The organism is Enterovibrio gelatinilyticus (assembly GCF_028683095.1).
In the GTDB taxonomy this organism is placed as follows: Bacteria; Pseudomonadota; Gammaproteobacteria; order Enterobacterales; family Vibrionaceae; genus Enterovibrio; species Enterovibrio gelatinilyticus.
On sequence record NZ_JAJUBC010000006.1, the window covers coordinates 116,922 to 141,428 of the forward strand.

At 46.2% G+C, this 24,507-nt stretch carries 19 protein-coding genes; 6 read left to right on the top strand and 13 right to left on the bottom strand.

Annotated features, from left to right (window positions below):
• Positions 1-62 precede the first annotated feature (62 nt).
• Positions 63-2,015, bottom strand: a complete 1,953-nt coding sequence (locus LRP50_RS07255; protein ID WP_274163792.1) for a DNA repair helicase YoaA — start codon at positions 2,013-2,015, stop codon at positions 63-65.
• 239 nt (positions 2,016-2,254) lie between these two features.
• On the opposite strand from LRP50_RS07255, the gene purU reads away from it, so the two are divergent.
• Entirely contained in the window at positions 2,255-3,091 is an 837-nt protein-coding gene (gene purU, locus LRP50_RS07260; RefSeq protein ID WP_274163793.1) for a formyltetrahydrofolate deformylase, read from the top strand.
• A 74-nt stretch (positions 3,092-3,165) separates the two neighbouring features.
• Here purU and LRP50_RS07265 read toward each other — a convergent pair whose 3' ends face one another.
• The gene (locus LRP50_RS07265) at positions 3,166-3,738 is read right to left on the bottom strand and encodes a VOC family protein (RefSeq protein WP_274163794.1); all 573 of its coding nucleotides are present in this window, start codon (positions 3,736-3,738) and stop codon (positions 3,166-3,168) included.
• 380 nt (positions 3,739-4,118) lie between these two features.
• On the opposite strand from LRP50_RS07265, the gene argS reads away from it, so the two are divergent.
• Both argS and LRP50_RS07275 read left to right on the top strand, forming a co-directional pair.
• Positions 4,119-5,849, top strand: a complete 1,731-nt coding sequence (argS, locus tag LRP50_RS07270) for an arginine--tRNA ligase (protein ID WP_274163795.1) — start codon at positions 4,119-4,121, stop codon at positions 5,847-5,849.
• A 135-nt stretch (positions 5,850-5,984) separates the two neighbouring features.
• Positions 5,985-7,007 (top strand): GGDEF domain-containing protein, encoded by a 1,023-nt coding sequence (locus LRP50_RS07275; protein WP_274163796.1) that lies wholly within the window; start codon positions 5,985-5,987, stop codon positions 7,005-7,007.
• A 128-nt stretch (positions 7,008-7,135) separates the two neighbouring features.
• Here LRP50_RS07275 and LRP50_RS07280 read toward each other — a convergent pair whose 3' ends face one another.
• Positions 7,136-7,735, bottom strand: coding sequence for a DUF924 family protein (locus LRP50_RS07280; protein ID WP_274163797.1), 600 nt, complete (start codon positions 7,733-7,735; stop codon positions 7,136-7,138).
• Positions 7,736-7,977: 242 nt separating this feature from the next.
• Between LRP50_RS07280 and LRP50_RS07285 the strand changes: the two genes are divergently transcribed.
• Entirely contained in the window at positions 7,978-8,412 is a 435-nt protein-coding gene (locus tag LRP50_RS07285; protein WP_274163798.1) for an HIT domain-containing protein, read from the top strand.
• A gap of 170 nt (positions 8,413-8,582) precedes the next feature.
• Here the strand turns inward: LRP50_RS07285 and LRP50_RS07290 are convergent, their stop codons facing one another.
• From LRP50_RS07290 to znuA, 5 genes are all read right to left on the bottom strand, one after another.
• Positions 8,583-8,807, bottom strand: coding sequence for a FeoC-like transcriptional regulator (locus LRP50_RS07290; protein WP_274163799.1), 225 nt, complete (start codon positions 8,805-8,807; stop codon positions 8,583-8,585).
• Entirely contained in the window at positions 8,804-11,086 is a 2,283-nt protein-coding gene (gene feoB / locus LRP50_RS07295; protein WP_274163800.1) for a Fe(2+) transporter permease subunit FeoB, read from the bottom strand. Before feoB ends, LRP50_RS07290 begins: the two co-directional genes overlap by 4 nt.
• Positions 11,076-11,309, bottom strand: coding sequence for a FeoA family protein (locus LRP50_RS07300; protein WP_274163801.1), 234 nt, complete (start codon positions 11,307-11,309; stop codon positions 11,076-11,078). Before LRP50_RS07300 ends, feoB begins: the two co-directional genes overlap by 11 nt.
• Before the next feature lie 519 nt (positions 11,310-11,828).
• Positions 11,829-14,639: a helix-turn-helix domain-containing protein gene (locus LRP50_RS07305; protein ID WP_274163802.1), complete on the bottom strand. Its 2,811-nt coding sequence runs from the start codon at positions 14,637-14,639 to the stop codon at positions 11,829-11,831.
• A gap of 193 nt (positions 14,640-14,832) precedes the next feature.
• Complete coding sequence (gene znuA / locus LRP50_RS07310) at positions 14,833-15,702, bottom strand: zinc ABC transporter substrate-binding protein ZnuA (RefSeq protein WP_274163803.1); 870 nt, start codon at positions 15,700-15,702, stop codon at positions 14,833-14,835.
• A 109-nt stretch (positions 15,703-15,811) separates the two neighbouring features.
• On the opposite strand from znuA, the gene znuC reads away from it, so the two are divergent.
• Both znuC and znuB read left to right on the top strand, forming a co-directional pair.
• Positions 15,812-16,570: a zinc ABC transporter ATP-binding protein ZnuC gene (znuC, locus tag LRP50_RS07315; protein WP_274163804.1), complete on the top strand. Its 759-nt coding sequence runs from the start codon at positions 15,812-15,814 to the stop codon at positions 16,568-16,570.
• A gap of 1 nt (position 16,571) precedes the next feature.
• Positions 16,572-17,357, top strand: coding sequence for a zinc ABC transporter permease subunit ZnuB (gene znuB / locus LRP50_RS07320; protein ID WP_274163805.1), 786 nt, complete (start codon positions 16,572-16,574; stop codon positions 17,355-17,357).
• Positions 17,358-17,479: 122 nt separating this feature from the next.
• Here znuB and sucD read toward each other — a convergent pair whose 3' ends face one another.
• The 5 genes from sucD to LRP50_RS07345 form a co-directional block, all read right to left on the bottom strand.
• Positions 17,480-18,352, bottom strand: coding sequence for a succinate--CoA ligase subunit alpha (sucD, locus tag LRP50_RS07325; RefSeq protein ID WP_274163806.1), 873 nt, complete (start codon positions 18,350-18,352; stop codon positions 17,480-17,482).
• Positions 18,352-19,518, bottom strand: a complete 1,167-nt coding sequence (sucC, locus tag LRP50_RS07330) for an ADP-forming succinate--CoA ligase subunit beta (protein WP_274163807.1) — start codon at positions 19,516-19,518, stop codon at positions 18,352-18,354. Before sucC ends, sucD begins: the two co-directional genes overlap by 1 nt.
• Before the next feature lie 96 nt (positions 19,519-19,614).
• The gene (gene odhB, locus LRP50_RS07335; protein ID WP_274163808.1) at positions 19,615-20,832 is read right to left on the bottom strand and encodes a 2-oxoglutarate dehydrogenase complex dihydrolipoyllysine-residue succinyltransferase; all 1,218 of its coding nucleotides are present in this window, start codon (positions 20,830-20,832) and stop codon (positions 19,615-19,617) included.
• Positions 20,833-20,860: 28 nt separating this feature from the next.
• A complete protein-coding gene (sucA, locus tag LRP50_RS07340) occupies positions 20,861-23,671 on the bottom strand; it encodes a 2-oxoglutarate dehydrogenase E1 component (RefSeq protein ID WP_274163809.1) in 2,811 nt (936 codons plus the stop codon).
• Positions 23,672-23,789: 118 nt separating this feature from the next.
• A complete protein-coding gene (locus LRP50_RS07345; RefSeq protein WP_274163810.1) occupies positions 23,790-24,500 on the bottom strand; it encodes a succinate dehydrogenase iron-sulfur subunit in 711 nt (236 codons plus the stop codon).
• Positions 24,501-24,507: the final 7 nt, after the last annotated feature.

A 24,507-nucleotide genomic window follows, 5' to 3' on the forward strand; every position in this document is an offset into this window, starting at 1 on the left:
CAACATCGTAGTTATTTATGTCTGTTAATTGTTTCTTTTGTTTACATGCGCCTTAATAACGCTTATTGCTCATCTCGTTCATCGCTAGCGTCATTCTCGCTAGCATCAATAGCCATGAGAAACTCACTGACTTTTGCCAAATCTCGCGTTCTTGGGATAGGCGGCAAGCTGCGCAAAAATGTCTCGCCGTATTGACGGCTCACTAAACGATTGTCACAGATAATCAGTGCGCCATGATCGCTTCTGTCGCGGATCAACCGACCAACGCCCTGCTTTAATGTAATCACCGCGTCAGGGATTTGAACCTGCGAGAACGGGTCTCCACCTTGCAGGCGACAGTCTTCAATTCGCGCTTTCAACAGAGGATCGTCAGGCGATGTAAACGGTAATTTGTCAATAATAACACAGCTCAGCGCTTGTCCTCTAACGTCGATCCCTTCCCAGAACGCGCCTGTCGCCACCAGTAACGCATTCCCAAGTTCGATAAACTCAGCCAATAGCTTCTGTTTCGACATTTCACCCTGCACCAACACAGGCAAATCAAAACGTTCGCGAAATCCTTCCGACAAATCGCGTACCATTTGGTGAGACGTGCAAAGGAAAAAACAGCGACCGTTATTTTGTTCTATCAGCGGCGCCAACATGTCCACCAGCTTATCCGCCAGCCCGTAACTGTTTGGCTCGGGCAAGAACCGAGGCACACACAAGATAGCCTGAGTTTCATAGTCAAATGGACTTGGTAGTGTGAATTGCTCAGCGGGCTCTAACCCTAAGCGATGGCTGAAATGACTAAAATCATCGTTTACCGCTAACGTCGCTGACGTAAATATCCACGCGCCCTGCTGCATCTGAATTTGTTCGCGGAACTTTTCCGCCACAGACAACGGCGTAATGTTCAAACTAAAATGGTGACGGCTGCACTCATACCAATAGGAATACCCAGGAATCGTGGTATCGCTGAGTCGCTCCAATCGCGCTTTTAGTAATGTTGTGCGCTCAAATGCCGCATCGAGCAACTGGCTGCGTCCAAGCGACAGCTTGATCACATCGTACGCAAGCGTGAGTGCATCAGCCAATCTCACCAACTCACGAGCGACTGCTGGAGAGGTGCTAATTTCACGCCAGTTACCACGAAAGCCGGGCTCGCCGAGCACAATGCGCAAATCCGATGCCGAATGGGACAAGCGATCGGCGACTTTGTCGAGCTGTTTGGTATCTCGTAATTCAGTGCGATAAGCGATATGAATATCTTTGGCGAGTTCTTGGATCTGGCGGCTAGACAGGCTTTGACCGAAGTATTGGCTGGCAATGTCTGGGATCTGATGGGCTTCATCGAAAATGAACACTTCCGCCTCTGGGATCAATTCGCCGAACCCAGTCTCTTTGATGGCTAAATCGGCTAAGAAGAGATGGTGGTTCACCACGACAAGGTCAGCATCCATCGCCTTTTTACGGGCTTTGACAACAAAACACTCTTTGTAGCTTGGGCATTCTTTGCCAAGGCAATTGTCGTTCGTTGATGTAATGGTAGGAATGATTGGGCTATCTTCCGCCAAATCATCACACTCCCCTAAATCCCCTGTTTTTGTCTCAGACGACCAGCTACGCACTTTAATCAGCTGAGTGAGTAACGTGGGATCCGCCTGTCCATCATGGCTTTCGACCACTTGATGCCCTAATCGCTCAGGACAAAGGTAGTTGGAACGCCCTTTTAGCAACGCCACACGTCCCGTAAAGCCTAAGGTATTCATCATCAAGGGTAAATCACGATGAAAAAGTTGCTCTTGGAGGTTCTTCGACCCCGTACTGACGATGGTTTTCTTGCCACTAAGCAGTGCAGGCGCGAGATAGGCGTAGGTTTTGCCTGTACCTGTTCCCGCTTCTACCACCAGCTGTGAGCTATCTTTGATCGCTCGCTCGACAGCCATCGCCATATCTGTTTGCGGTTGGCGGGGCTGAAAGCCTTTAATCGCTTTCGCGAGCGCACCTGTTGTGGAGAAAACCTTCGAAATCATTGGTCATATGTACAGTATTGGAAAGGACTGCATTATGCCAACAAACCCATCACGCTGCCATTCATCAAGCGGGAAAGGTTTAAGAGTGAGAGCATAAAGATGAAAAAACGAGGGCAATCTCTCCGTCTACCCAAACCATCAACCCAGATTTTTTGACCTAATGGAAAATTCAGCGTAAAACAAATGGAAACCGTATTTGCTTTACAGCACCACTTTGACTTCGCGAGATTCACGCTTCTATGGAAAGAAAGACTCTGCTGACGGATTGTCCGGACGCGCAAGGCCTCATCGCCAAAATCACCAACATTTGTTACAAACATCAACTCAACATTATCCATAACAACGAATACGTTGATCACAGCACTGGGCAGTTTTTTATGCGCACAGAGCTTGAAGGCATCTTTAAAGATGAAACCTTCTTAATGGATATCGATCAGGCATTACCAGCAGGCAGCCATCGTAGCCTTGTTGACGCTAAACGTCGCAAGCGTGTTGTCATTCTTGTCACCAAAGAATCTCACTGCTTGGGCGACATTTTGATGAAAGCCTATGATGGCTCTCTGGAAGTTGATATCGCTGCTGTCATTGGTAACCACAATACCCTTGCGGCATTAACTGAGAAGTTCGATATTCCGTTCCACTTTGTGAGTCATGAAAACGTGGAGCGCGAAGAGCATGAGAATCATGTAATCGACATTATCGATTCATATTCACCTGATTACATCGTGTTGGCGAAGTTTATGCGTGTATTGACACCAAACTTTGTTGCACGCTTCCCGCGTCAAATCATCAACATTCACCACAGCTTCTTACCTGCGTTTATTGGTGCTCGCCCTTATCATCAGGCATACCAGCGCGGCGTGAAAATTACTGGCGCGACGGCGCACTTCGTTACCAATGATCTCGATGAAGGTCCTATCATCGACCAAAACATTAAGCACGTTGACCACACATTTAGCGCTGAAGACATGGTAAAAGCAGGACGTGACGTCGAAAAAACGGTATTGAGCAACGCATTAAGTTTGGTACTGGAAGACAAAGTCTTCGTGTACGGCAACAAGACCGTAATTTTGTAAACACCGCATCGCACTTGTATACATATAGTTAGAGGGGCTATTTGCCCCTCTACTTAATTGAAAATCCGTTTTTTCTACTGTTCACTCTCAATCACTTGTTCTAGCGTTACCGGATGCAGCTTGACGCACACGCCATTTGCCTTGAATGCCACGGTAGGGTTAGCCAAGCGCTCTCCCTCGCCTGAAGGCGAACTCAGTTTCACCTTTACGCCTTTATCTTTCAGTTCATCCCAATGTGATTGAAGTGACGGAAACAGCGAGAAGATATCCTCCAATAACGCTTCAGGAGTAGTGGCGTTAGACGGGATAACCCACTCCGCATGTTCCCATCCTTCTTCTGGATACATTTTTTCACTCGGATACGGTAGCTCAACACAGCGTGTTTCCCACTCTCCAAACGATAAAGCATCACGCGTCTTAATGACTACGATGGGACGACCATTAATGTTATTCACGGATATTTCCTCACCGTGAATTAACCACGCTTGATGCAGCTCTTTGGCAAGGCCAATGTCGTTAACGCGAAGCGCTATATGGTCGGCTTCATACGGTGTAAGATCGATGCCCAGCGTTTCTAACAACGCCGTTAAACGATGACTAAAAGGTTCAAGTGAAGAAAGAAGGCGATCAACGGTTAGTGCTGACATGGAAATCTCTTAGTTAGTCAAAAAATCACGCCAAGTATCCCACTGCGAGAAACGTATTACCATTGCGTATCGAATGAGTGAAATTTCTCCAGAAACACACTGCAAGAAAATGAACAAGACTCAGCGACAATGAAATCACGGTATTTCACCGTATATGGGTTTCAAACTACATCTATTTGTGGGTATTATTACGCCTATCAATCTGCACCCGTTTTCGGTGCTGAACGCACGGTATTAAAGCCGTCAACCATGCCCTGCAATGAGCGCTTTTCATTGGGTATCGTTGACGGATTTTTGCTTTAGTACCATTGCCAGTAAGCTCACCGTCATGGCCGAAGGTCATGCTAGAGTCAATCGGGTATCAAAATTAAGGTAAACACGTGAATATTCAAGCCCTTCTCAATGAAAAAGTATCGGCAGCTATGGTCGCAGCCGGTGCACCAGAAGGCAGCCCAGCTGCAGTACGTCAATCGGCAAAAGCACAATTTGGTGATTACCAAGCCAATGGCATCATGGGCGTAGCAAAGAAGCTTGGTGGTAATCCTCGTGATTTCGCGCAAAAAGTACTGGATGTATTGGACCTTGAAGGCATTGCGTCGAAAACTGAAATTGCAGGCCCAGGTTTTATCAATATCTTCCTGAGCCCTGAGTGGTTAGGCCAGCAAGCCGAGATCGCGTTGGCTGACAGCCGTTTAGGTGTTGCTGAAGATCAAAAACAAAACATTGTCGTTGATTACTCTGCGCCTAACGTAGCGAAAGAAATGCACGTTGGACACCTTCGTTCAACCATTATTGGTGATGCCGTCGTTCGCACCCTTGAGTTCTTGGGTCATAACGTTATTCGCGCAAACCACCTTGGTGATTGGGGCACACAGTTTGGTATGTTGATTGCCAACCTTGAGCGCCATGAAGCGGCAGGTGGCAATATTTCGATGGATCTTAGCGATATCGAAGGTTTCTACCGTGAGTCGAAGAAACTGTACGACGAAGATGAAGAATTCGCCAAAACGGCACGTAATTATGTGGTTCGCCTTCAAAGTGGTGATGAGTACTGCAAAGAGAAATGGCAGACACTGGTTAAAATCACCCTTGAGCAAAACCAACGCAATTACGACCGTCTTAATGTTTCTTTGACTGACAAAGACGTGATGGGTGAAAGCATGTACAACAGCATGCTTGCAGGTATTGTGGCTGACCTAAAAGAAAAAGGCTTGGCTGAAGAAAGCGATGGTGCAACCGTTGTATTCCTTAATGAATACAAGAATAAAGACGGTGAGCCTATGGGTGTAATCATCCAAAAACGTGATGGTGGTTTCTTGTACACTACCACCGATATCGCGTGCGCCAAATACCGTCACGAAACCTTCAATGCCGACCGTGTGCTGTACTTCATTGACTCCCGTCAGCACCAGCATTTGATGCAAGCTTGGACTATTGTTCGCAAAGCTGGCTATATCCCAGAATCAATGAGCTTAGAGCACCATGCATTTGGCATGATGTTGGGTAAAGATGGTCGTCCATTTAAGACCCGTGCTGGCGGCACAGTGCGTTTGGCTGATCTGTTAGATGAAGCTGAGGTGCGTGCAAAGAAACTGATCGAAGAGAAAAACCCAGACATGTCTGCGGAAGAAAAAGCAAACATCGCTGAAACCGTTGCCATGGCAGCAGTTAAGTACTCTGATCTTTCTAAGCACCGCACTACAGATTACATCTTTGATTGGGATAACATGCTGGCATTTGAAGGTAATACTGCGCCTTACATGCAATATGCCTATACACGTGTGGCTTCTATCTTCGCTAAAGCGGGCATTGATGCAAACGCGGTTGAAGGCAACATCATCATCGCTGATGAAAAAGAAAAAGCATTGGTGTCTAAATTGCTGCAATTTGAAGAAGCGGTTCAATCCGTTGCACGCGAAGGTCAGCCACATATTATGTGTAGCTACCTCTTTGAGCTTGCAGGTACTTTCTCTAGCTTCTATGAAGCTTGCCCAGTACTTAATGCCGAAGGTGAAACAAAGCAAAGCCGCTTGAAACTTGCTGCGCTGACAGCCAAAACCATCAAGCAAGGACTTAGCCTTCTAGGTATCAACACGCTGGAACGCATGTAAACAAAAATCTGAACCCTGTTCACAAAATGAGAGCCTCAATCGTAAAGATTGGGGCTTTTTTCGTTCTCAACTAACACGGCGTACGGTTTGTGCATATCATTACTGATAGCTTTGACATGGAAGTGAGAATCTGGAATGAATGAATATGCTTTGATTGAAGCCACAAGGGTATTTAAACGCGCAGTACCCTTGATGGTGAAATATAAAGTACCAACTACACCGCACTACTTTTCATTGTGGTATGCCTATTGTGCTGGTACCCATCCCGCCCTAAATCGCGCGGTTGATGCCATCGTAAAAAAGGACGGGCTTTGCACCGTCGAACAATGTGACGATTTCATCGAAACGTATTTACTTGATGACGCAACGAAAGAACTCGATACGTTCCGCCAAAAAGTACAGGATTTAGCCGCAGACCTTGGTAGTAGCATGGATACAACCGTATCCAATACTGAAGAATTCCAAGACATTCTGAACTCTTCCGTTACCAAATTGGAAGGCGTAAAGAATCGCAATCTTCAAGGAAATGAAAGTAAAAAAATCACCCACGATCTTTTACAAGGCTCGCAAGATCTCCTCGCGGCAACCGAGCAGTACCAACTGCATGTAAAAGCACAAAGAACAGAAATCGAACAACTCAAGCAACAGTTGGAAGACTACCGTAAGCAAGCTACCCATGATGCACTAACAGGCTGCCTCAATAGACGCGCCTTTGATTTGGCACTTGCCGAACATGTTCATAATAACAATAACGTTTGTCTTATCATGGTCGACATCGATCACTTCAAACTGTTCAATGACGAATTTGGTCACCAAATGGGCGACGGTGTCCTCAAGATCGTAGCGAACAAGCTTGAACAAAATATGCAAGAAGTGGCAACGGTATATCGATTTGGCGGCGAAGAGTTTTCAGTGCTGGTTACCGATGTCTCTATAAAAGGGGCTTGGTTAATTGCTGAGAAAACGCGGAAAGCCTTGGAGCGTCTTTCTGTCACAGACAAACGCACAGGGAAAAAAATCAACTCAATTACCGCCTCTTTTGGCATTGCTGAACGCGCGATGGGAGAGCAAGGCTTCCAGTTTTTAGCAAGGGCTGATGAAGCATTGTATGACGCCAAACATCGGGGTAGAAACCGAGTGATGCCGATGGTTCGCTAAACGAGACGAACACAAGCAACCTTTACCTGATGTCAGATCTCTCTGAGCGTTGAGGTTGTTTGTTAGTTCACATTGATTGTTTGGCTCTAACCGCGATGTGGACTTATCTACCATTGCGCAATATGAAGCTAAGGTCCCAATTTCGCGCCACCATTCGCAAGCCACACCATTTCATTCTCAGTCGACAAGCGACCTAACGATGCGTTGCGCTGAGGAAAGCGTCCAAAGCGCTGTATAATTTCGTAGTGATTCCGTGCCTGCCTGTAGAAATTCTCAAATAAGCCCGCTTCAGACGGCTCCGCTGATTGGCACAATTGACTGAATCTAAACAGCGCCTCTTCTTGGTCTTCCGCGTATTCGGAGTGCTGTAACGGAGTGTAGAAAAACACCCTTTGAATTGGCAGCAGACTCTGGTCCTGCCCCATCGCTAGCCCTCGCTTACACAACGCAAGCGCAAATTCGTCATAGCGAAAAGCGGCGCTCAGCCCTCGATAGACTCGTCGACTGAACTGATCCAACAAAATGATATGAGCAAGTGCACCAAGTGGTGATTCAAGCCATTGAGAGAGCTTACCCTCACCCGCCATGCTCACGTAAGGCAAAAAACGTTCACGAATGAAGTTATCCGAACTTTCGTCCCCATAAAGCCACATCGCTTTGATAGTGTCATTGGTTTGTGGCGCTTCTGCGTCTTCAAACCAAAAGTCCAGCACTTCTATGTAATCCATGCTTGCTCCCACGATGCAGGCTTGGCAGCCTTTTCAACGTCACCTTCATTCTCTTTAGCCTAATCCGAAATCAGAAAAACGATGTCTTAATCGCCGATAGGTGTCGGTTTTTGTGATTTTTCTATGACAATTGCGCAATTCCATTTCATTCCATCATCACAGAGTTTTATCTCTGTCATTGGTTTACATTTATGAAAATTGACAGTAATTTTGAGTGAGTTTGAAAAAGAAGAGAAAACAAAATGACGTTTGAGCTTCATCCGCGTTTAGAGGCAGATACGACTTGGCTGGGTGATTTTCCACTTTGCCGTATTTTGCTCAGCAAAGAAAACATAGGGCCTTGGATTATTTTGGTACCCAAAGTCGATGGAGTCACTGAACTACACCATCTTAGCGATACAGACCAACAGCAATTCATGCGTGAATCCTCACTATTGGCAGCGAAGCTAGAATTTCACACAAACGCTGACAAGTTAAATATGGGGGCGTTAGGAAACATGGTGCCTCAACTGCATGTACATCATATTGCTCGCTTTCAAGATGACGCTGCTTGGCCTGCTCCCGTTTGGGGTAACACTCAAGGAATAACACGAAACGATGAAAGCCAAGCCGCGGTTGTTGAAATGTGGAAAGCACACCTTAATGAAATCGACGGGTTTTCACCGGCAACATCGTAAAATTGCTTCTGGGAAATCTCTAAAAAACCAGCCATAGCGTGCCAACATATTGCTGCCCTCTTGCTGGACAAAAAAAAGCGCAGTCATTATCTCACTGCGCTTTTTCTATCGTCGATTTTATCATGATCACGAAGCCAATCACTTAGCCCGTCACCAGTGTATTTCAGATTTCACTGAATCACAGTGATACCTAGTTCTTGGTTTATCACCCATTGATATCGACGTTCAACACCTCGGCTAGATTGAGATATCGTTGTTTTTAGCAGACCTTTTTTGACCCAAACATTTAGCATTGCATCAATGCCATCTTCTGACAGTGAAAAATGTTTTGCCAACTCTGACAGCGAACATTGAGGGTTTGCGCTGATATAGTCACGAAGATCATCAAGAATCATAATGCCAGTGCATTCCCCACCAACTCTCGCTTGGCTTGGCGTTTAAGCAAATGTATCGCTGCCCACATCACCATCAGGCTGCCCGCAATGGCAACGCCACTTTGCATTGGCGTTTCCAAAATCATGCCCACTTGATAAACCAATGTTGAACAGACAATAGCGAGCAACATGGTCCAACTGCCAATAAACGCGGCAAATGGACGACCAAACTCACGCACGTATGCACCCATTGCTGCCACACACGGTGTATAAAGCAATATAAACACCAAATATGCAAAGGCACTTGCCGCTGTGAAATTCACGCTTAGGTTAGCAAAGATGCTCAAATCAACATCTTGCTCTTCTGCCACAGCTTGTTGATCGGGTAAATCACCAACATCAAGCCCCAAAGGATCAGAAAAGTTAAGTCCTAACAGGTTTTCGGGAATTGTCTGCAGTGCCGTTTGTAAACTCGCAATAAGATCATAGTCAGACACACCGGCATCACTTGGCGATGCATAGAGATTGTTTAGCGTCCCTACGACAGCTTCTTTTGCAAAGATCCCGGTAATGATACCGACGGTGGCAGGCCAGTTATCTTCTTGAATACCGATTGGCGCAAATATCGGGGTCACAGTCTGAGCAACTTTAGACAGCACTGAGTTCTCTGAATCTTGGTTTCCAAAAGATCCATCAGTACCCAGAGAGTTCATGAAGCTCAGCACGGTCACCACGACCACGATGGTCTTCCCTGCGCCCAACACGAAACGTTTTAGCTTGTGCCAAGTTTTAAGTCCAACATCTTTCAAACGAGGCCATTCATAGCGCGGCATTTCCATCATAAATGCATCACTATCACCTGGATAGATTGTGCGTCTAAGCACCATGCCGGTAAATACCGCCATCGCAATACCCAAAAGGTAAAGTAAGAACACCACGTTCTGGCCATTTTCAGGGAAGAAAGCCGCTGCAAACAGCGCATAGACTGGCAAACGAGCGCCACATGACATAAAAGGTGCCATTGCCGCTGCCAGTCGGCGCTCCCGCTCTTGGTCAAGCGTTCGCGTTGCCATGATCGCCGGAACATTGCACCCAAAACCCAAAACTAATGGAACGAATGCTTTGCCCGGCAAGCCGATTTTTTGCATCGCTTTGTCCAACACAAAGGCAGCACGAGCCATGTAACCAGAGCTTTCGAGCAAAGACATAAACAGATAGAGACAGGCAATAACGGGGATAAAGGTTGCGACGGTTTGAATACCACCCCCTACGCCATCAGCCAACAAGGTGACCAACCATACTGGCAAGTGACTATCCAATAAGAAATGCGCACCATCGACCAGCAATGCGCCGGTGCTGATATCAAAGAAATCAATAAAAGCGCTGCCTATGTTTATCGAAAACATAAACATCAAATACATAATGAGGAAAAAGATGGGTAAGCCAAAATAGCGGCTCAAAATGACGTTGTCTATCGCATCGGTAATACGCGCTTTAAGCGGGATGATCTGCTTTTTACACTGATGACAGATTTCAGCGACTTTCGAATAGCGCACATTCGCGATAACAAGGTCGACGTCGACCTTCTCAAGTTGTTTCTCACGCACATTATTTAGCAAGGTGTGCGTTTCGACCGCCATTTGATTGAGTAACGCACGATCGCCAGTCAAAAGGCGAATCGATTTAGCCCTTTCATACGTTGCACCTTGCTGCTGCAAACCGACAGACAGCGTAGAAATGGAAGATTCCACATCAATACCGTAATCCAGCGAGATCGCAGAAAGAGGTTCACTACTATTAATTGTTTCAGACAGGGCGACTTTAAGCGCACTAACTGACAAAGGGTCTGTCGCTGTGACACTCATAACAGGACAACCCAATGCTTGAGCCAGTCGTTCTGTATCGAGATGAAAACCTTGTTGGCTAACGATATCCATCTTGTTCAAAACGACAACCATTGGTCGTCCTAACTCACGTAACTGCAGCGTAAGGTACAAGCTTCTTTCGAGACAACTCGCATCAAGCACGTTAATGATCAAATCACTAGGCAATGAAAATAGCGCAGAAATAGCGATTGACTCATCAAGGCTGTTCTCACCATCGGCATTGTCTAATGTGTATATGCCCGGTAAGTCCGTCAATGCACATGCGTCTTCACCAAGGAGTGCAGTGCCGGTTTTTTTATCAACCGTGACACCTGCCCAGTTGCCAATCTCTTGTCGGCTCCCAGTCAAGCGGTTAAACAGCGTGGTTTTACCCGAGTTAGGGTTACCAACGGTTAGTAACTGCTTACTTTGCATGCATCGTTACCTCAATTTGATTGGCTAAACTCTTTCGAAGCGCAATATCGCAACCAAGGACACGGATTTGTATTGGATCCCCCATCGGCGCAAGGCGAATAACCTGAACATCCGTATCTGGCAACAACCCCATAGCCATTAACTTCTTGCGTGGTATAGAAGGCACACTCGACAGTGACACTACCTGCCCGCTCAAACCCGGTTTTAGCTCCGAAAGCTTCATAATCACAACCCAAATGAGAATCATAAACATTTACGAGCAAAGTATTGCAAAATGTTGCAATAGGAAAGTTGTTTTTGATCAATAAAACCTTGGCTGTTGCACAATGAAGAAAACGCAACTCGTCAAATACGTCAAATCCATTGTCAATCTCGTGAAAATCTCAACGAGATTGACCAATTTCAAGACTCAGGTGAAAGCAAAAATGAAGTAACACCCCCCTACCAATATCGTTAATTTCGTCAATTAATTGGCATTAGTGTGTTTTTGTTGACGATAAATATTGGACTGAGTCCAAAAAATATCGAGGTTTTTAATCGGAATGAAATAATGGCGGGAAATTACTATGCCGAGAAAGGGATGAACCGTTTTAATGAACTCAAGTTAATTCCAGACGGTGTGAGGGACTCCCACACACCTCCGGCAGCAAGCGAAGGTGTCTTTGACGCCCGTGGTATAGTCAGTCGGCTATACCACGCTCTTTTTTTCATGCATCCCTTCTTGTTGTATAAATCAAAATCATCAAACTTCTCGACTTTCACATCTCTCTCGAAATTGCGATGGCGTATAGCCATACTTTGCTTTAAATGACTTCGTGAAGTAAGACGGCTCATTAAAACCACAAGCTATGGCGACATTAACTATTTTATCACCTTGATACAGCATGCGTTGCGCATTCGCTAAACGTGCAGAAATGAGCGCTTCTTTAAACGTATAACCAAACTCTGATTTAAAACGTCGCTGCAAGCTTCTCTCCGATGTGAAAAACGCTTTCGCCAATACAGCAAGTGAGAAATCTGGATCATGAAAGTGGGTGGAAATCGTTTCTAGAACATCCTTTTGCCATTGCGTCTGTTCTAGGCATTTTCCCTCTTTCTTTTCTAACGTTTCTATTCCCATTCTATCTTTCGCATCAGCATATTGTAGAAATTGCCAAAAGTGCCCATCGTGTAGCACGTCAAATTCAGACGTATTAGCTATTGCTGTCTTTTCTGCGTGATCCTGGCTTGTCTTTTTAATCAACGATTCACGTCTATCAATCTCAATGACTTTTTGATGCACGGTATGGCGAAGTTGGAGGTTGTGTAATTTCACCAATTCCGTTTTACGACGGTAGTACCAAATAACAAACAGCGATAATGCCATAATGACGAGTAATACAGCCCCTAAGCGTAGATACCAGGGAGAAACAACATCCAAGGTAATCAATGCACGTTCAATTGTTTGCCCGCCCTGTGAACGCTCTCTTATCATCAATCTATATGCGCCTGACTCCAAAGCGCTGAATTGCAAATGCTGATCTTTAGTTTCATTCCAGTACTCTGCACTCGCCCCCTCTAAGCGATAAATCAACCCCTCATATTGTCGAAAAGGCATCTTCCCAATATCGAACATCACCGATGACTTACTTGGTATAGAAACCTGATCTAACGTGATGGCACCCAATCGCCACGGCTTCCCATTAACAGAAACTGACCCTATGGTTGATGTGCGTAAGGGGGCATCAAACAATTCTGTTAGTTTGTTAGCAGGTAATAAGAAGACACCATAATCACTTGCAACCAATAGCGACTCATTGACCAAAGCGCATAGCTCCCGATTATTAGCAGCTAATGATGACCGATGCCCAGCTTCTATATGGTGCAGTTGTCCCGAGATCAAACCGAAGCGCTCTATGCCTTTCGTCGTGATGGCATATGCAAAGTTTTCGGACATCGCTAAACACTGTTCATCCGTGTCTGGCTGACTGCCAAACACCCTTTCAGGCTCTCTGGCTCCGTCAATCGGATATTGATAGACCCCTTTTGTCGTCAGTAACCAAAGGTCATCTTTCTTGCCCAAACTAACAGAAAGAACACTGCCAATGCTCTCTCGAGACAACCTTTGCTGAAATCGCCCATCAAAATAAAAATGAAGGCCATCGCTTGCACCCAGCCACGATCCTTTTTCATCAAGATCGAGCACGGCATTTAACTGCGCGTTTCTTTGTGCCGACCAATCAGCGCCAAAATTGATAACAGTTTGGCTATCCGGCCAAAAACGGAAGACTTGTTGTTCAGTCACCAACCAAAGCGAGTGGCTATCTGCAACAATGTTATCAAAGGCAATCCCTTTGAGGCTTTCAGGTACATTATCCATACTGGTTTTCAATGTACGCGGATTCAAAGAATACAAGCCAGACGCGGAAGCAACCCAGAGGGAATCAGACAAGGCAACCATTTCTTCGATAGTAAAATCAAGCTTGGTTGAATCAAGAAGGTCAAGGTTCTCATCAAGCACAATCACCTTACTTTTAGCGCCTATGTAATGCTTGCCATGCAAGGTCACCAGAGAAGAAATAGAAGTATATCCCCAGTCTGGGAAATGCTGTGACAGCGCGAATCGACGAATATCTTTCGAACGGGGAGAGTGGTAGTTCAATCCAGAATCTGTAGAGATCCACATTTCTCCAGCCCTCCCAGTATCAATATCCGTGATTTTGTCTCCCGAAAGGCTGAATTGATCATCGGTGTTGCTTTCAATCATGAACAAATTGACCGCATCACTGTCCCTACCCTCACTAAGGTAAAGCCCCTGATTCGTTCCAACCCATAAGCCGTCGCTATTTTCAGTGATTGCGGATATCGTCAAGCCGTCTAAATGCCGTGAAACTATGTTCCCATCGACAACTTGCACCAGGCCAGTGTCAAAACCTATCCATAACGTACGCCTACTGTAATGAGCTGAAATTACTTCATTTTCTTCTAACCGATACAATAACCGCTCTGAAACCATATCAATCAGTGCTGAATCACTTAAACCCATTAAGTTATCCTCACTGACGAAGAATTGCTTCAACGGCAAATGACCAAGGTCTTTAGGGGCATTTATTCCCTCAACAAATTGATACAAATTTGAGGATGTTGATACCCACAAGGTGTGCTGAAAAACCTGTATATCAGAGGCTAAAACGCCATCTCCGAGTGGAACTTCGACCAGTGTATTCGCAGCAACATCAAAACGAAAAAGTGTGCGACTGGCGATAAACCACAAGGAGTTATCAAACATCTCAATACGAGAAATACTGTTTTCGGGAAGCGAAATGAAATCGGAAAGCTGATGGTAGTGAACGCCATCATAAAAGCTCACCGCACCATCACTATCGAGCAACCAAACACCATGATTGGGCACATATTCAATATCGACAACCTTGTCGACATCATCTGGGCTGGAAAAAGGAAAAGCGTAGAAGATAGGAGACGCAATAACCTTTGATGGTGTAATAGACAACACCAACAAGAGAAAAAACGTCCATATTGAGCCAGCGATACGATAGTGAATTCGAGAAAACATCTTTAACTAAATATTATTGTGATGTTTCAATATCTTCGCAGTTTTCCGTGAAAGTTTAGTTGATCAAAAACACCTATGCGATGCATATCACAAGGGCATGTTTGAGCCGCAAGCGACCCAAATAACCCCACGACTCATTCATTACAGGCATCGCCGCAGGGATCGCCGCAGGGATCGTTCGGCTCTATTAGACTTACCGAGCAAAGCAATCAATATAGCTGTTACCTAAAGCAGCAAGAAAGTCCACATAGCGATTTTCTTTCAATGATAAGTCTTGCGCCATTGGATCAAGCACTGCGATTTTTGCACTTGTCCCTTTGGTGACACTCTCGACCAGACCCGGATTGAACTGAGGCTCAGTAAATACGCATTGGGCTTGATGATCCATTAAGGCACTTCTGATTGAGACTAATGTCCTCGCTCCAGGCTTTCTATCGGGGTTGATAGTCAAATGCCCTGTTGGTTTCAAACCAAATGCGGTTTCAAAATAGCCATACCCGTCATGAAATAGGTAGTAGCCTTTTGAGGGGTTGCTATTAAGTTTTTCAGCAATGCTTAACTGCACACTTTCAATCTCGGCCAAAAATCTGTCGTAGTTTTGTTGGTATTGAGCAGCGTGCTCAGGATCACTGTCAGAGAGAGCGATTTGTATTGCCTTACCGATAACTTTACTCTGCTCTGGGCCAAGCCAAAGGTGACCATCAATACCGTCATGACTGTGGTCGTGCCCATCGTGTTGATCATGGCCTCCCTCATCAAAATAGCGCACAGGCATGCCTTCAAACGTCGAGAGTCGAAGTGCATTCGTATGGCCATTCAGCATTTTTTCAAGGAAGAGTTCCAACTCTGGACCGACCCAAACAATCAGGTCTGCCTGATGTAGTTTCTTCACATCTGAAGGCTTGAGTGCGTAGTCATGAGGTGACGCATTATCAGGAAGTAAAACATCCACGTCAGCATACTCGCCGGCGATATCATGCGCGATTAACCCAATCGGCTTGATCGTGGTGACAATGTTGAGAGGCGAAGCTTTGACCCCAACAGAAAAAAGAAACAGAATCATCGTTAAGAATTGCATATAACGTACGGCGTTCATGGTTTTAGGGCCAACATTTAAAAACTGAAAGAAATGTAATATTATAACATTTCAATTTAAACATCATGCTCAATTTATGTCCGCATCCTTGATAACGCTAAATAACGTCTCGGTCATCTTTGATGGCAGAAGTGTACTCGATCGCGTCACGTTCTCTCTTCATAGAGATAAAATCACCACCTTGATCGGCCCTAATGGTGCAGGTAAATCTACGCTAGTAAAAACCGTTATTGGGCTAAATTCGCCAAGCGAGGGGACCATTGTACGGCAAGGAAATATCACCATCGGCTATGTTCCCCAAAAGTTGCAACTTAATGAGAGCCTGCCATTGCGCGTTGATCGTTTTCTTAAGTTGAGCCCAAAAGCGACAGCTTCGAGCATTCAAGACGCATTGAGTTTGGTAGGCGCGACTAAGTTACTGCATGCCAACATGCACACTCTTTCTGGCGGTGAGATGCAACGCATTTTGCTTGCGAGTGCCGTATTGAAGAAGCCTGATCTATTGGTGCTTGATGAGCCCGTACAAGGTGTAGATGTCGCGGGTCAGCTAGAGTTATATAGCCTGATCGCCAAACTCAAAGAAACACTTCGTTGCGGAATATTGATGGTTTCTCACGATTTGCATTTGGTCATGGCCAAAACCGATGAGGTTATCTGTCTGCAACATCACATCTGCTGCTCTGGTGCGCCAGACGCCATCTCAACACACCCAGAATATGTGGCACTTTTTGGTCGAAAAGAGAGTGAACAATTAGCTCTATACCACCACCATCATAATCACGACCACGATTTATCTGGTAATCCTGTAGGTCCTTGTCAGCACGGAGATCATTAAGGTGTTTGAATTTCTTGCCGTGCCCCTGTTTGCAGGCATTTTGATAGCCGCCGCTGTTGGCCCTTTGGGTTCTTTCGTGGTTTGGCGAAAAATGGCGTACTTTGGTGACACCCTCGCACATGCTTCTTTATTTGGGCTGGCCCTCGGATTCATGCTGCAAGTCAGCCTCAATCTAGCGTTGATCGCGAGTTGTTTAACAATCGCCATTTTGCTTGTTGCCCTTCAACGGAAAAGTAGCGTATCGACCGACACATTACTCGGGATCATTGCGCATACCTCCCTTTCACTCGGATTGGTTTCTATCAGTTTCGTTGATGATTTACGCGTCGACCTTATGTCGTACCTGTTCGGTGATTTGCTATCAGTGACCTTTGCTGACCTTAGCCTAATTGCTGCAGGTTGCGCTTTTGTATCCATCGCGCTTTATCTGCTATGGCGACCTTTACTTGCGATTACAGTGAATGAAGACATGGCACGTGTCGATGGGTACAACGTTGACCGTTTGAAGCTTATCTTAATGTTAATGGTTGGACTCGTCATTGCCATTGCCATGAAGTTCGTTGGTGCGTTGATTATTACCTCGCTCATGATCATCCCTGCCGCCACCGCACGACGCTTTGCTGTCAGCCCCGAGCAAATGGCGATGCTAGCCAGTGGTATAGGCATGATATCTGTCGTCGGAGGCATTGCCCTTTCGTGGTTCAAAGACACGCCCGCAGGTCCTTCTGTTGTCGTTGTTGCAGGGCTTCTTTTCTTTCTCAGTCAGTTTCGCAAACAGGTTGAATAAATTTCATCACTCATCAACCTAACTACTAGGCTCAAAACACAAAAAAACCGCTCTAAAGAGCGGTTTTTATCTTTCAGCGTATCCGAACTTTCAGCTTATCCGAAGATAGCGTGCTCGTAATATTACCAGCCAGTGCTCTCGCGCAGTGCTTTGCCGATGTCAGCAAGGCTCTTAACTGTTTTCACACCAGCCGCTTCAAGTGCTGCGAATTTGTCTTCCGCAGTACCTTTACCACCAGAGATGATCGCACCAGCGTGACCCATGCGCTTACCTGGAGGTGCGGTAACGCCAGCAATGTAAGAAACAACAGGCTTAGTGACGTTGTCTTTGATGTAAGCAGCAGCTTCTTCTTCTGCAGTACCACCGATTTCACCGATCATAACGATCGCTTCAGTCGCAGGATCCTTTTCGAACATTTCTAAAATGTCGATGAAGTTAGAACCTGGGATTGGGTCACCACCAATACCTACACAAGTAGATTGGCCGAAACCTTCATCAGTCGTTTGCTTAACAGCTTCATAAGTCAACGTACCTGAGCGCGATACGATGCCCACTTTGCCCGGCTTATGAATGTGACCCGGCATGATACCGATTTTACATTCGCCTGGTGTGATAACGCCTGGGCAGTTAGGACCAATCATACGAACGCCAGCTTGATCTAGCTTCACTTTCACTTCTAGCATGTCCAAAGTAGGAATACCTTCAGTGATAGTCACAATAAGCTCAACGCCTGCATCGATAGCTTCTAGGATTGCATCTTTACAGAATGGTGCTGGAACGTAGATAACAGATGCAGTCGCACCCGTCGCTTCTACTGCTTCAGCCACTGTGTTGAACACAGGAAGACCTAGGTGTGTTGTGCCGCCTTTACCAGGAGAAACACCACCTACCATTTGCGTACCGTACTCAAGCGCTTGCTCAGAGTGGAACGTACCTTGACCACCGGTAAAACCTTGGCAAATAACTTTGGTATCTTTATTGATCAAAACAGACATTATTTGCCCTCCGCTGCAGCAACAACTTTATCAGCTGCTTCAGTCAGTGAGGTCGCAGCAATAATGTTCAGGCCGCTATCGGCCAATTTTTGAGTTCCAAGTTCTGCGTTGTTACCTTCAAGGCGAACAACAACAGGTACCTTAACGCCTACCTCTTCAACCGCACCAATGATGCCGTCTGCAATCAGGTCACAACGTACAATACCGCCGAAGATGTTCACCAAAACGGCTTTTACATTATCGTCAGATAGGATGATTTTGAATGCTTCTGTTACACGCTCTTTCGTCGCGCCGCCACCAACATCCAAGAAGTTTGCAGGGCTACCGCCGTGCAGGTTTACGATATCCATCGTACCCATTGCAAGGCCAGCACCGTTAACCATACAGCCAATGCTGCCGTCTAGTGCCACGTAGTTCAGTTCCCACTGAGCTGCGTGCGCTTCACGAGCATCATCTTGGCTAGGATCGTGCATTTCACGTACTTTTGGCTGACGGTATACAGCGTTGCTGTCGATAGTCAGTTTTGCGTCTAGGCAGTGCAAGTTTCCTTGGTCAGTGATAACCAATGGGTTAACTTCAACAAGCGCAACGTCACGCTCGATGAACAACTGAGCGATACCCATGAAAATTTTGGTGAACTGCTTGATCTGATCGCCTTGCAAACCTAGTTTGAATGCAAGTTGACGGCCTTGGTATGGCTGAGGACCAACCAATGGATCGATGGCAGCTTTGTGGATAAGCTCCGGCGTTTCTTCCGCAACTTTCTCGATTTCCACACCACCTTCAGTAGATGCCATGAAAACAACGCGACGTGTGCCACGGTCTACAACCGCGCCCAAATAAAGCTCTTTAGCAATATCTGTGCACTCTTCAACCAAAATCTTGCTTACAGGTTGGCCATTTGCATCTGTTTGATAAGTTACTAGGTTTTTACCCAGCCAGTCATGTGCAAACGCTTTAATTTCTTCTTTGTCGCTAACAAGCTTTACGCCGCCCGCTTTACCGCGGCCACCAGCGTGTACTTGGCATTTAACGACCCATTTGTCGCCGCCAATCTTGTCAGCAGCTTCGGCTGCTTCTTGAGGAGTGTCACAAGCATACCCTTCTGATACAGGCAGCCCGTATTCAGCAAACAGCTGTTTTGACTGATATTCGTGCAGATTCATGATGTTCTATCCGTGTCTATTTTCCATTTTATAGGTCTAATTTGCTTTCCACACAGGGGACGTCATGTCCCCTGTTACCGACAGAAGCCGGACTACTTATACGTCAAGCAGCAAACGCGTTGGGTCTTCTAAAAGCTCTTTAATGGTAACCAAGAAACCCACGGACTCGCGTCCGTCGATCAAGCGGTGATCATAAGAAAGAGCAAGGTACATCATAGGAAGGATTTCAACCTTACCATCAACCGCCATAGGACGGTCTTGGATCTTGTGCATACCAAGAATAGCAGCTTGTGGTGGGTTGATGATCGGGGTAGACATCAGCGAACCAAATACGCCACCGTTAGTAATCGTGAAATTACCGCCAGTCAGATCTTCGACAGTTAATTTTCCGTCACGACCTTTAATAGCTAACTCTTTGATGCCCTTTTCGATGTCTGCCAAGCCAAGACGATCACAGTCACGAAGAACTGGGGTTACCAGACCACGTGGCGTTGAAACAGCCATGCTGACATCAAAGAAGTTATGGTAAACGATTTCTTCACCATCGATAGATGCGTTGACTTCTGGGTAGCGTTTTAACGCTTCAACCACGGCTTTCACGTAGAAAGACATGAAACCAAGACGGATACCATGACGCTCTTCAAACACATCTTTGTACTGCTTACGAATGTCCATGATTGGCTTCATGTTCACTTCGTTAAACGTTGTTAGCATCGCAGTGCTGTTCTTCGCTTCAAGCAAACGCTCAGCAACACGCTTGCGAAGACGTGTCATAGGGACACGTTTTTCGCTGCGGTGACCCAATGATGGCGTTTCGTCTTTCACTTGAGCAGGGGCAGCCGCCGCCGGAGCAGCAGAACCATTTTTCAAGAACGCATCAATATCTTCACGGGTGATACGACCGCCAACACCTGTGCCTTTAACTTGGTCAGGGTTCAGATTGTTCTCTGCAAGTAGGCGACGTACAGCTGGGCTAAGTGCGTCATTTTGCTCGTCAGTCAGCGCGGCCGTGTGGCGTTTGTCTGGCGATGATTCAGAAGATGCTGGAACATCCTGTGTAGGCTCACCAGCAACAGCGCCCGCCTTTAACTTAGCGATAAGCTGCTTTGAAAGCACCGTGGCGCCTTCTTCTTCAATAATAGCTTCCAACACGCCATCTTCAGGTGCAGGCACTTCAAGAACCACTTTATCGGTCTCGATGTCGACCAAAACTTCGTCGCGTGAAACGGCGTCGCCTGGTTTTTTGTGCCAAGTTGCAACTGTCGCATCTGCAACAGACTCAGGTAGGTCGGGAACCAGAATTTCGATTGTCATATCGTTTTTTTCCTTAATTTTCTAGTTCTTAATTCAAGGTAAGCGCGTCTTCTATCAACGCTTTTTGTTGTTTTAAATGCACAGACATGTAACCAACAGCAGGCGATGCAGACGCTGCGCGTCCCGCATAACTCAACGTGGCATCCGCCGGAATGGCCAATCGGAAATTGTGCTGGCTACTATACCAAGCGCCTTGGTTTTGAGGCTCTTCTTGGCACCACACAAAGTCTTTTGCATTCACAAATTGGCTAATCACAGCTTGCAAGTCCTCTTTCGGGAACGGGTATAGCTGCTCAATACGCACAATGGCGACATCTTTAATTTCTTCTTTGCGTCTGGTTTCTAGCAGGTCGTAGTAAACCTTACCTGAACACAGAACCACACGTTTCACTGCAGCTGCATCCAGATCATCTACTTCACCAATCGCACTTTGGAAATTCCCCTCAGCAAGATCTTCTAGTGACGAAGTACACAATGGATGACGCAACAATGATTTTGGAGACATCACAACAAGTGGACGACGCATAGGGCGAAGCACTTGGCGACGAATCATGTGGTAAATCTGTGCAGGCGTAGACGGCACACACACTTGCATATTTTGCTCTGCACAAAGCTGCAAGTAACGCTCTAAGCGAGCAGATGAATGCTCTGGGCCCTGACCTTCATATCCGTGCGGTAGCAACATGGTTAAACCACACATGCGGCCCCATTTCTGCTCACCAGAACTAATAAATTGGTCGATAACAACTTGAGCACCGTTTGCGAAGTCACCAAACTGTGCTTCCCAAACCGTCAAGCCGCCTGGCTCTGCGGTGGTATAGCCATATTCAAACGCCAATACCGCTTCTTCAGACAAAACAGAGTCAAACACTTGGAATGGGCCTTGTTTGTCATGAACATTGGAAAGCGGGATATAGGTGCTTGCGTCAGTTTGATTGTGCAGCACAGCGTGACGGTGGAAGAATGTGCCACGGCCTGCGTCTTGACCACTGATACGAATGCGTTTGCCTTCATCGACAATCGTTGCATAAGCAAGAGTTTCTGCCATACCCCAATCCAAGGCTTTTTCACCGTTAACCATCGAAATACGATCGTTATTAAGTTTGCTAACTCGGCTATGAAGCTTATGACTTTCTGGGTATTGGGTAACACGATGACCAAGCTCAACTAGGCGTTTCATGTCGAACGTATTCGGCCATTCAACAGTCCAGTCATGCCCTAGGTAAGGAGACCAATCCACAGAGTGCAACGCCATAGGGCGATACTCTTTTGTAACATGCTCACCACGATCAAGTGCATCGCGATATTCATTGATGAGATAAGTCGCTTTTTCTAGGTCAGCAACATTTTGATCAACCAGCACATCTGCATAAATTTTACGTGGCGTTGGGTGCTTTTTGATTTTTTGGTACATCAGAGGCTGAGTTGCATTCGGCTCATCAGCTTCATTGTGACCATGGCGGCGGTAGCAGACCAAATCAATTACAACATCACGTTTAAAGGTATTCCGATAATCTAACGCGAGGCGAGAAACAAACGCGACAGCCTCTGGATCATCAGCATTCACGTGCAGGATCGGAGCCTGAACCATTTTTGCGATGTCCGTACAATACTGCGTCGAGCGCGTATCGTTCGGGTTGGACGTTGTAAAACCAATCTGGTTATTCACGACGATGCGAATCGTGCCACCCACGCGGAAACCGCGAGCTTGTGACATGTTGAACGTTTCTTGAACAACGCCCTGACCTGCAATCGCTGAGTCACCATGGATTGTAATTGGTAATACAGTCGAACCGTCTTTATCGCCTAAACGATCTTGACGAGCTCGAACTGAACCAATAACAACTGGGTTAACGATCTCAAGATGCGATGGGTTAAACGCCATCACCAAGTGAACATCACCACCAGGGGTTGCAAAGTCACAAGAGAAACCTTGGTGATATTTCACATCACCCGTACCCCATGATTCGCCATGCTTGCCTGCAAACTCGTCAAACAGTTCTGACGGTTTTTTACCGAGAACGTTAACCAGCATATTCAGACGACCACGGTGAGCCATACCGACGACAACTTCACGAGCGCCGTTCGCTCCCGCTTGGCGAATAATTTCTTTCACCATAGGGATAAGCGCATCACCGCCTTCTAGAGAGAAGCGTTTCGCACCCGGGAATTTGGCACCTAAGTAGCGCTCCAAACCTTCCGCAGCCGTTAATTCTTCAAGCAACGTCATTTTCTCGTCGTCTGAAAACTCGGGCTGACCGACAACAGATTCCAAGCGCTGTTGAAGCCAACGTTTTTCATCGGTGTCAGTAATGTGCATGTATTCTGCGCCAATCGACCCACAATAGGTCTTGTTCAACGCATTATAAAGATCGGCAAGTTTCATGCTCTCTTGCCCAATGGCAAAAGAACCTACATTGAAAGTCTCTTCGAAATCTTCTTGGGTGAGAGAGTGAAAGGAAGGATCCAGATCTGGAACGCGTTCACGTTGCCAAATACCTAATGGGTCCAATGTTGCTTGTTGGTGTCCACGAAAACGATAAGCATTGATTAACTGCAATACTTTAACTTGTTTTGCGTCGACATCCGGATCACTGACTGAGGCACTATAATGCGCTGTCTCGGTTGCTAGCCTTCGGAAGTATTCACGAACTCGTGAGTGGGGTTGCTCTGGTGCGTTGCCATTCACAGCAGGCAGTTGTTGGAACACTGCGCGCCATTCGCTATCTACAGACTCGGGGTCACTGAGGTACAGTTCGTAGAGGTCTTCTACGTAAGTTGCATTGGCGCCAGCCAAATGAGAAGACTCTAACCAAGCCTTCATCACGCCATTTTGCATTGTTATCCCTTAACCACTTAGTTAACTATTGCTACGACCGGGGGTTAGCCGGCGTTCCTTTTAAGCTCCTCTTTCGAGGAGCCTAAATTTTTGATTTGTGTAGGTACAGAAGCCAGTATCACACTGCGCGTTTAAGTAGCATTGAGCGAATGTGGCCTATTGCTTTTGTTGGGTTTAATCCTTTAGGACAAACATTTACACAGTTCATTATGCTATGGCAACGGAAAACGCTAAAAGCGTCGTCCAGATCGGATAAACGATCATCAGTCGCCGTATCACGGCTGTCAATCAACCAGCGATATGCAGCAAGTAGTCCTGCAGGTCCAACAAACTTGTCTGGGTTCCACCAAAATGACGGACATGACGTACTACAACATGCACACATAATACATTCGTAGAGTCCATCAAGGTGGGCGCGATCTTCCGGCGATTGTAAGTTCTCGCGAGCCGGAGGAACGCTCTCGTTAATCAAATACGGCTTAACACGTTCATAGTTTTGATAGAACTGCGCCATATCAACAACCAAGTCACGAACCACAGGCAAACCCGGCAAAGGACGGATCACAATGCTAGATTTGTCAGTCAACGCTGACAATGGCGTAATACATGCGAGGCCATTCTTGCCATTCATGTTTATACCATCCGAGCCACAAACACCTTCACGGCATGAGCGACGGAATGAAAGCGACGGGTCTTGCTCTTTGAGCAAAATTAGCGCGTCAAGCACCATCATGTCCGAGCCTTCAGGCACTTCAAGGGTGTACCCTTTCATGTGCGGCACGTCATCTACGTCTGGGTTGTAACGGTATACAGAAAAATTCAGCTTCATGATTATC

Excerpts from the sequence above, each read along its gene's own strand:
- LRP50_RS07255 (WP_274163792.1), bottom strand. The coding sequence starts at position 2,015 with ATGATTTCGAAGGTTTTCTCCACAACAGGTGCGCTCGCGAAAGCGATT.
- purU (WP_274163793.1), top strand. The coding sequence starts at position 2,255 with ATGGAAAGAAAGACTCTGCTGACGGATTGTCCGGACGCGCAAGGCCTC.
- LRP50_RS07265 (WP_274163794.1), bottom strand. The coding sequence starts at position 3,738 with ATGTCAGCACTAACCGTTGATCGCCTTCTTTCTTCACTTGAACCTTTT.
- LRP50_RS07275 (WP_274163796.1), top strand. The coding sequence starts at position 5,985 with ATGAATGAATATGCTTTGATTGAAGCCACAAGGGTATTTAAACGCGCA.
- LRP50_RS07280 (WP_274163797.1), bottom strand. The coding sequence starts at position 7,735 with ATGGATTACATAGAAGTGCTGGACTTTTGGTTTGAAGACGCAGAAGCG.
- LRP50_RS07285 (WP_274163798.1), top strand. The coding sequence starts at position 7,978 with ATGACGTTTGAGCTTCATCCGCGTTTAGAGGCAGATACGACTTGGCTG.
- LRP50_RS07290 (WP_274163799.1), bottom strand. The coding sequence starts at position 8,807 with ATGATTCTTGATGATCTTCGTGACTATATCAGCGCAAACCCTCAATGT.
- feoB (WP_274163800.1), bottom strand. The coding sequence starts at position 11,086 with ATGCAAAGTAAGCAGTTACTAACCGTTGGTAACCCTAACTCGGGTAAA.
- LRP50_RS07300 (WP_274163801.1), bottom strand. The coding sequence starts at position 11,309 with ATGAAGCTTTCGGAGCTAAAACCGGGTTTGAGCGGGCAGGTAGTGTCA.
- LRP50_RS07305 (WP_274163802.1), bottom strand. The coding sequence starts at position 14,639 with ATGTTTTCTCGAATTCACTATCGTATCGCTGGCTCAATATGGACGTTT.
- znuA (WP_274163803.1), bottom strand. The coding sequence starts at position 15,702 with ATGATTCTGTTTCTTTTTTCTGTTGGGGTCAAAGCTTCGCCTCTCAAC.
- znuC (WP_274163804.1), top strand. The coding sequence starts at position 15,812 with ATGTCCGCATCCTTGATAACGCTAAATAACGTCTCGGTCATCTTTGAT.
- sucD (WP_274163806.1), bottom strand. The coding sequence starts at position 18,352 with ATGTCTGTTTTGATCAATAAAGATACCAAAGTTATTTGCCAAGGTTTT.
- sucC (WP_274163807.1), bottom strand. The coding sequence starts at position 19,518 with ATGAATCTGCACGAATATCAGTCAAAACAGCTGTTTGCTGAATACGGG.
- odhB (WP_274163808.1), bottom strand. The coding sequence starts at position 20,832 with ATGACAATCGAAATTCTGGTTCCCGACCTACCTGAGTCTGTTGCAGAT.
- sucA (WP_274163809.1), bottom strand. The coding sequence starts at position 23,671 with ATGCAAAATGGCGTGATGAAGGCTTGGTTAGAGTCTTCTCATTTGGCT.
- LRP50_RS07345 (WP_274163810.1), bottom strand. The coding sequence starts at position 24,500 with ATGAAGCTGAATTTTTCTGTATACCGTTACAACCCAGACGTAGATGAC.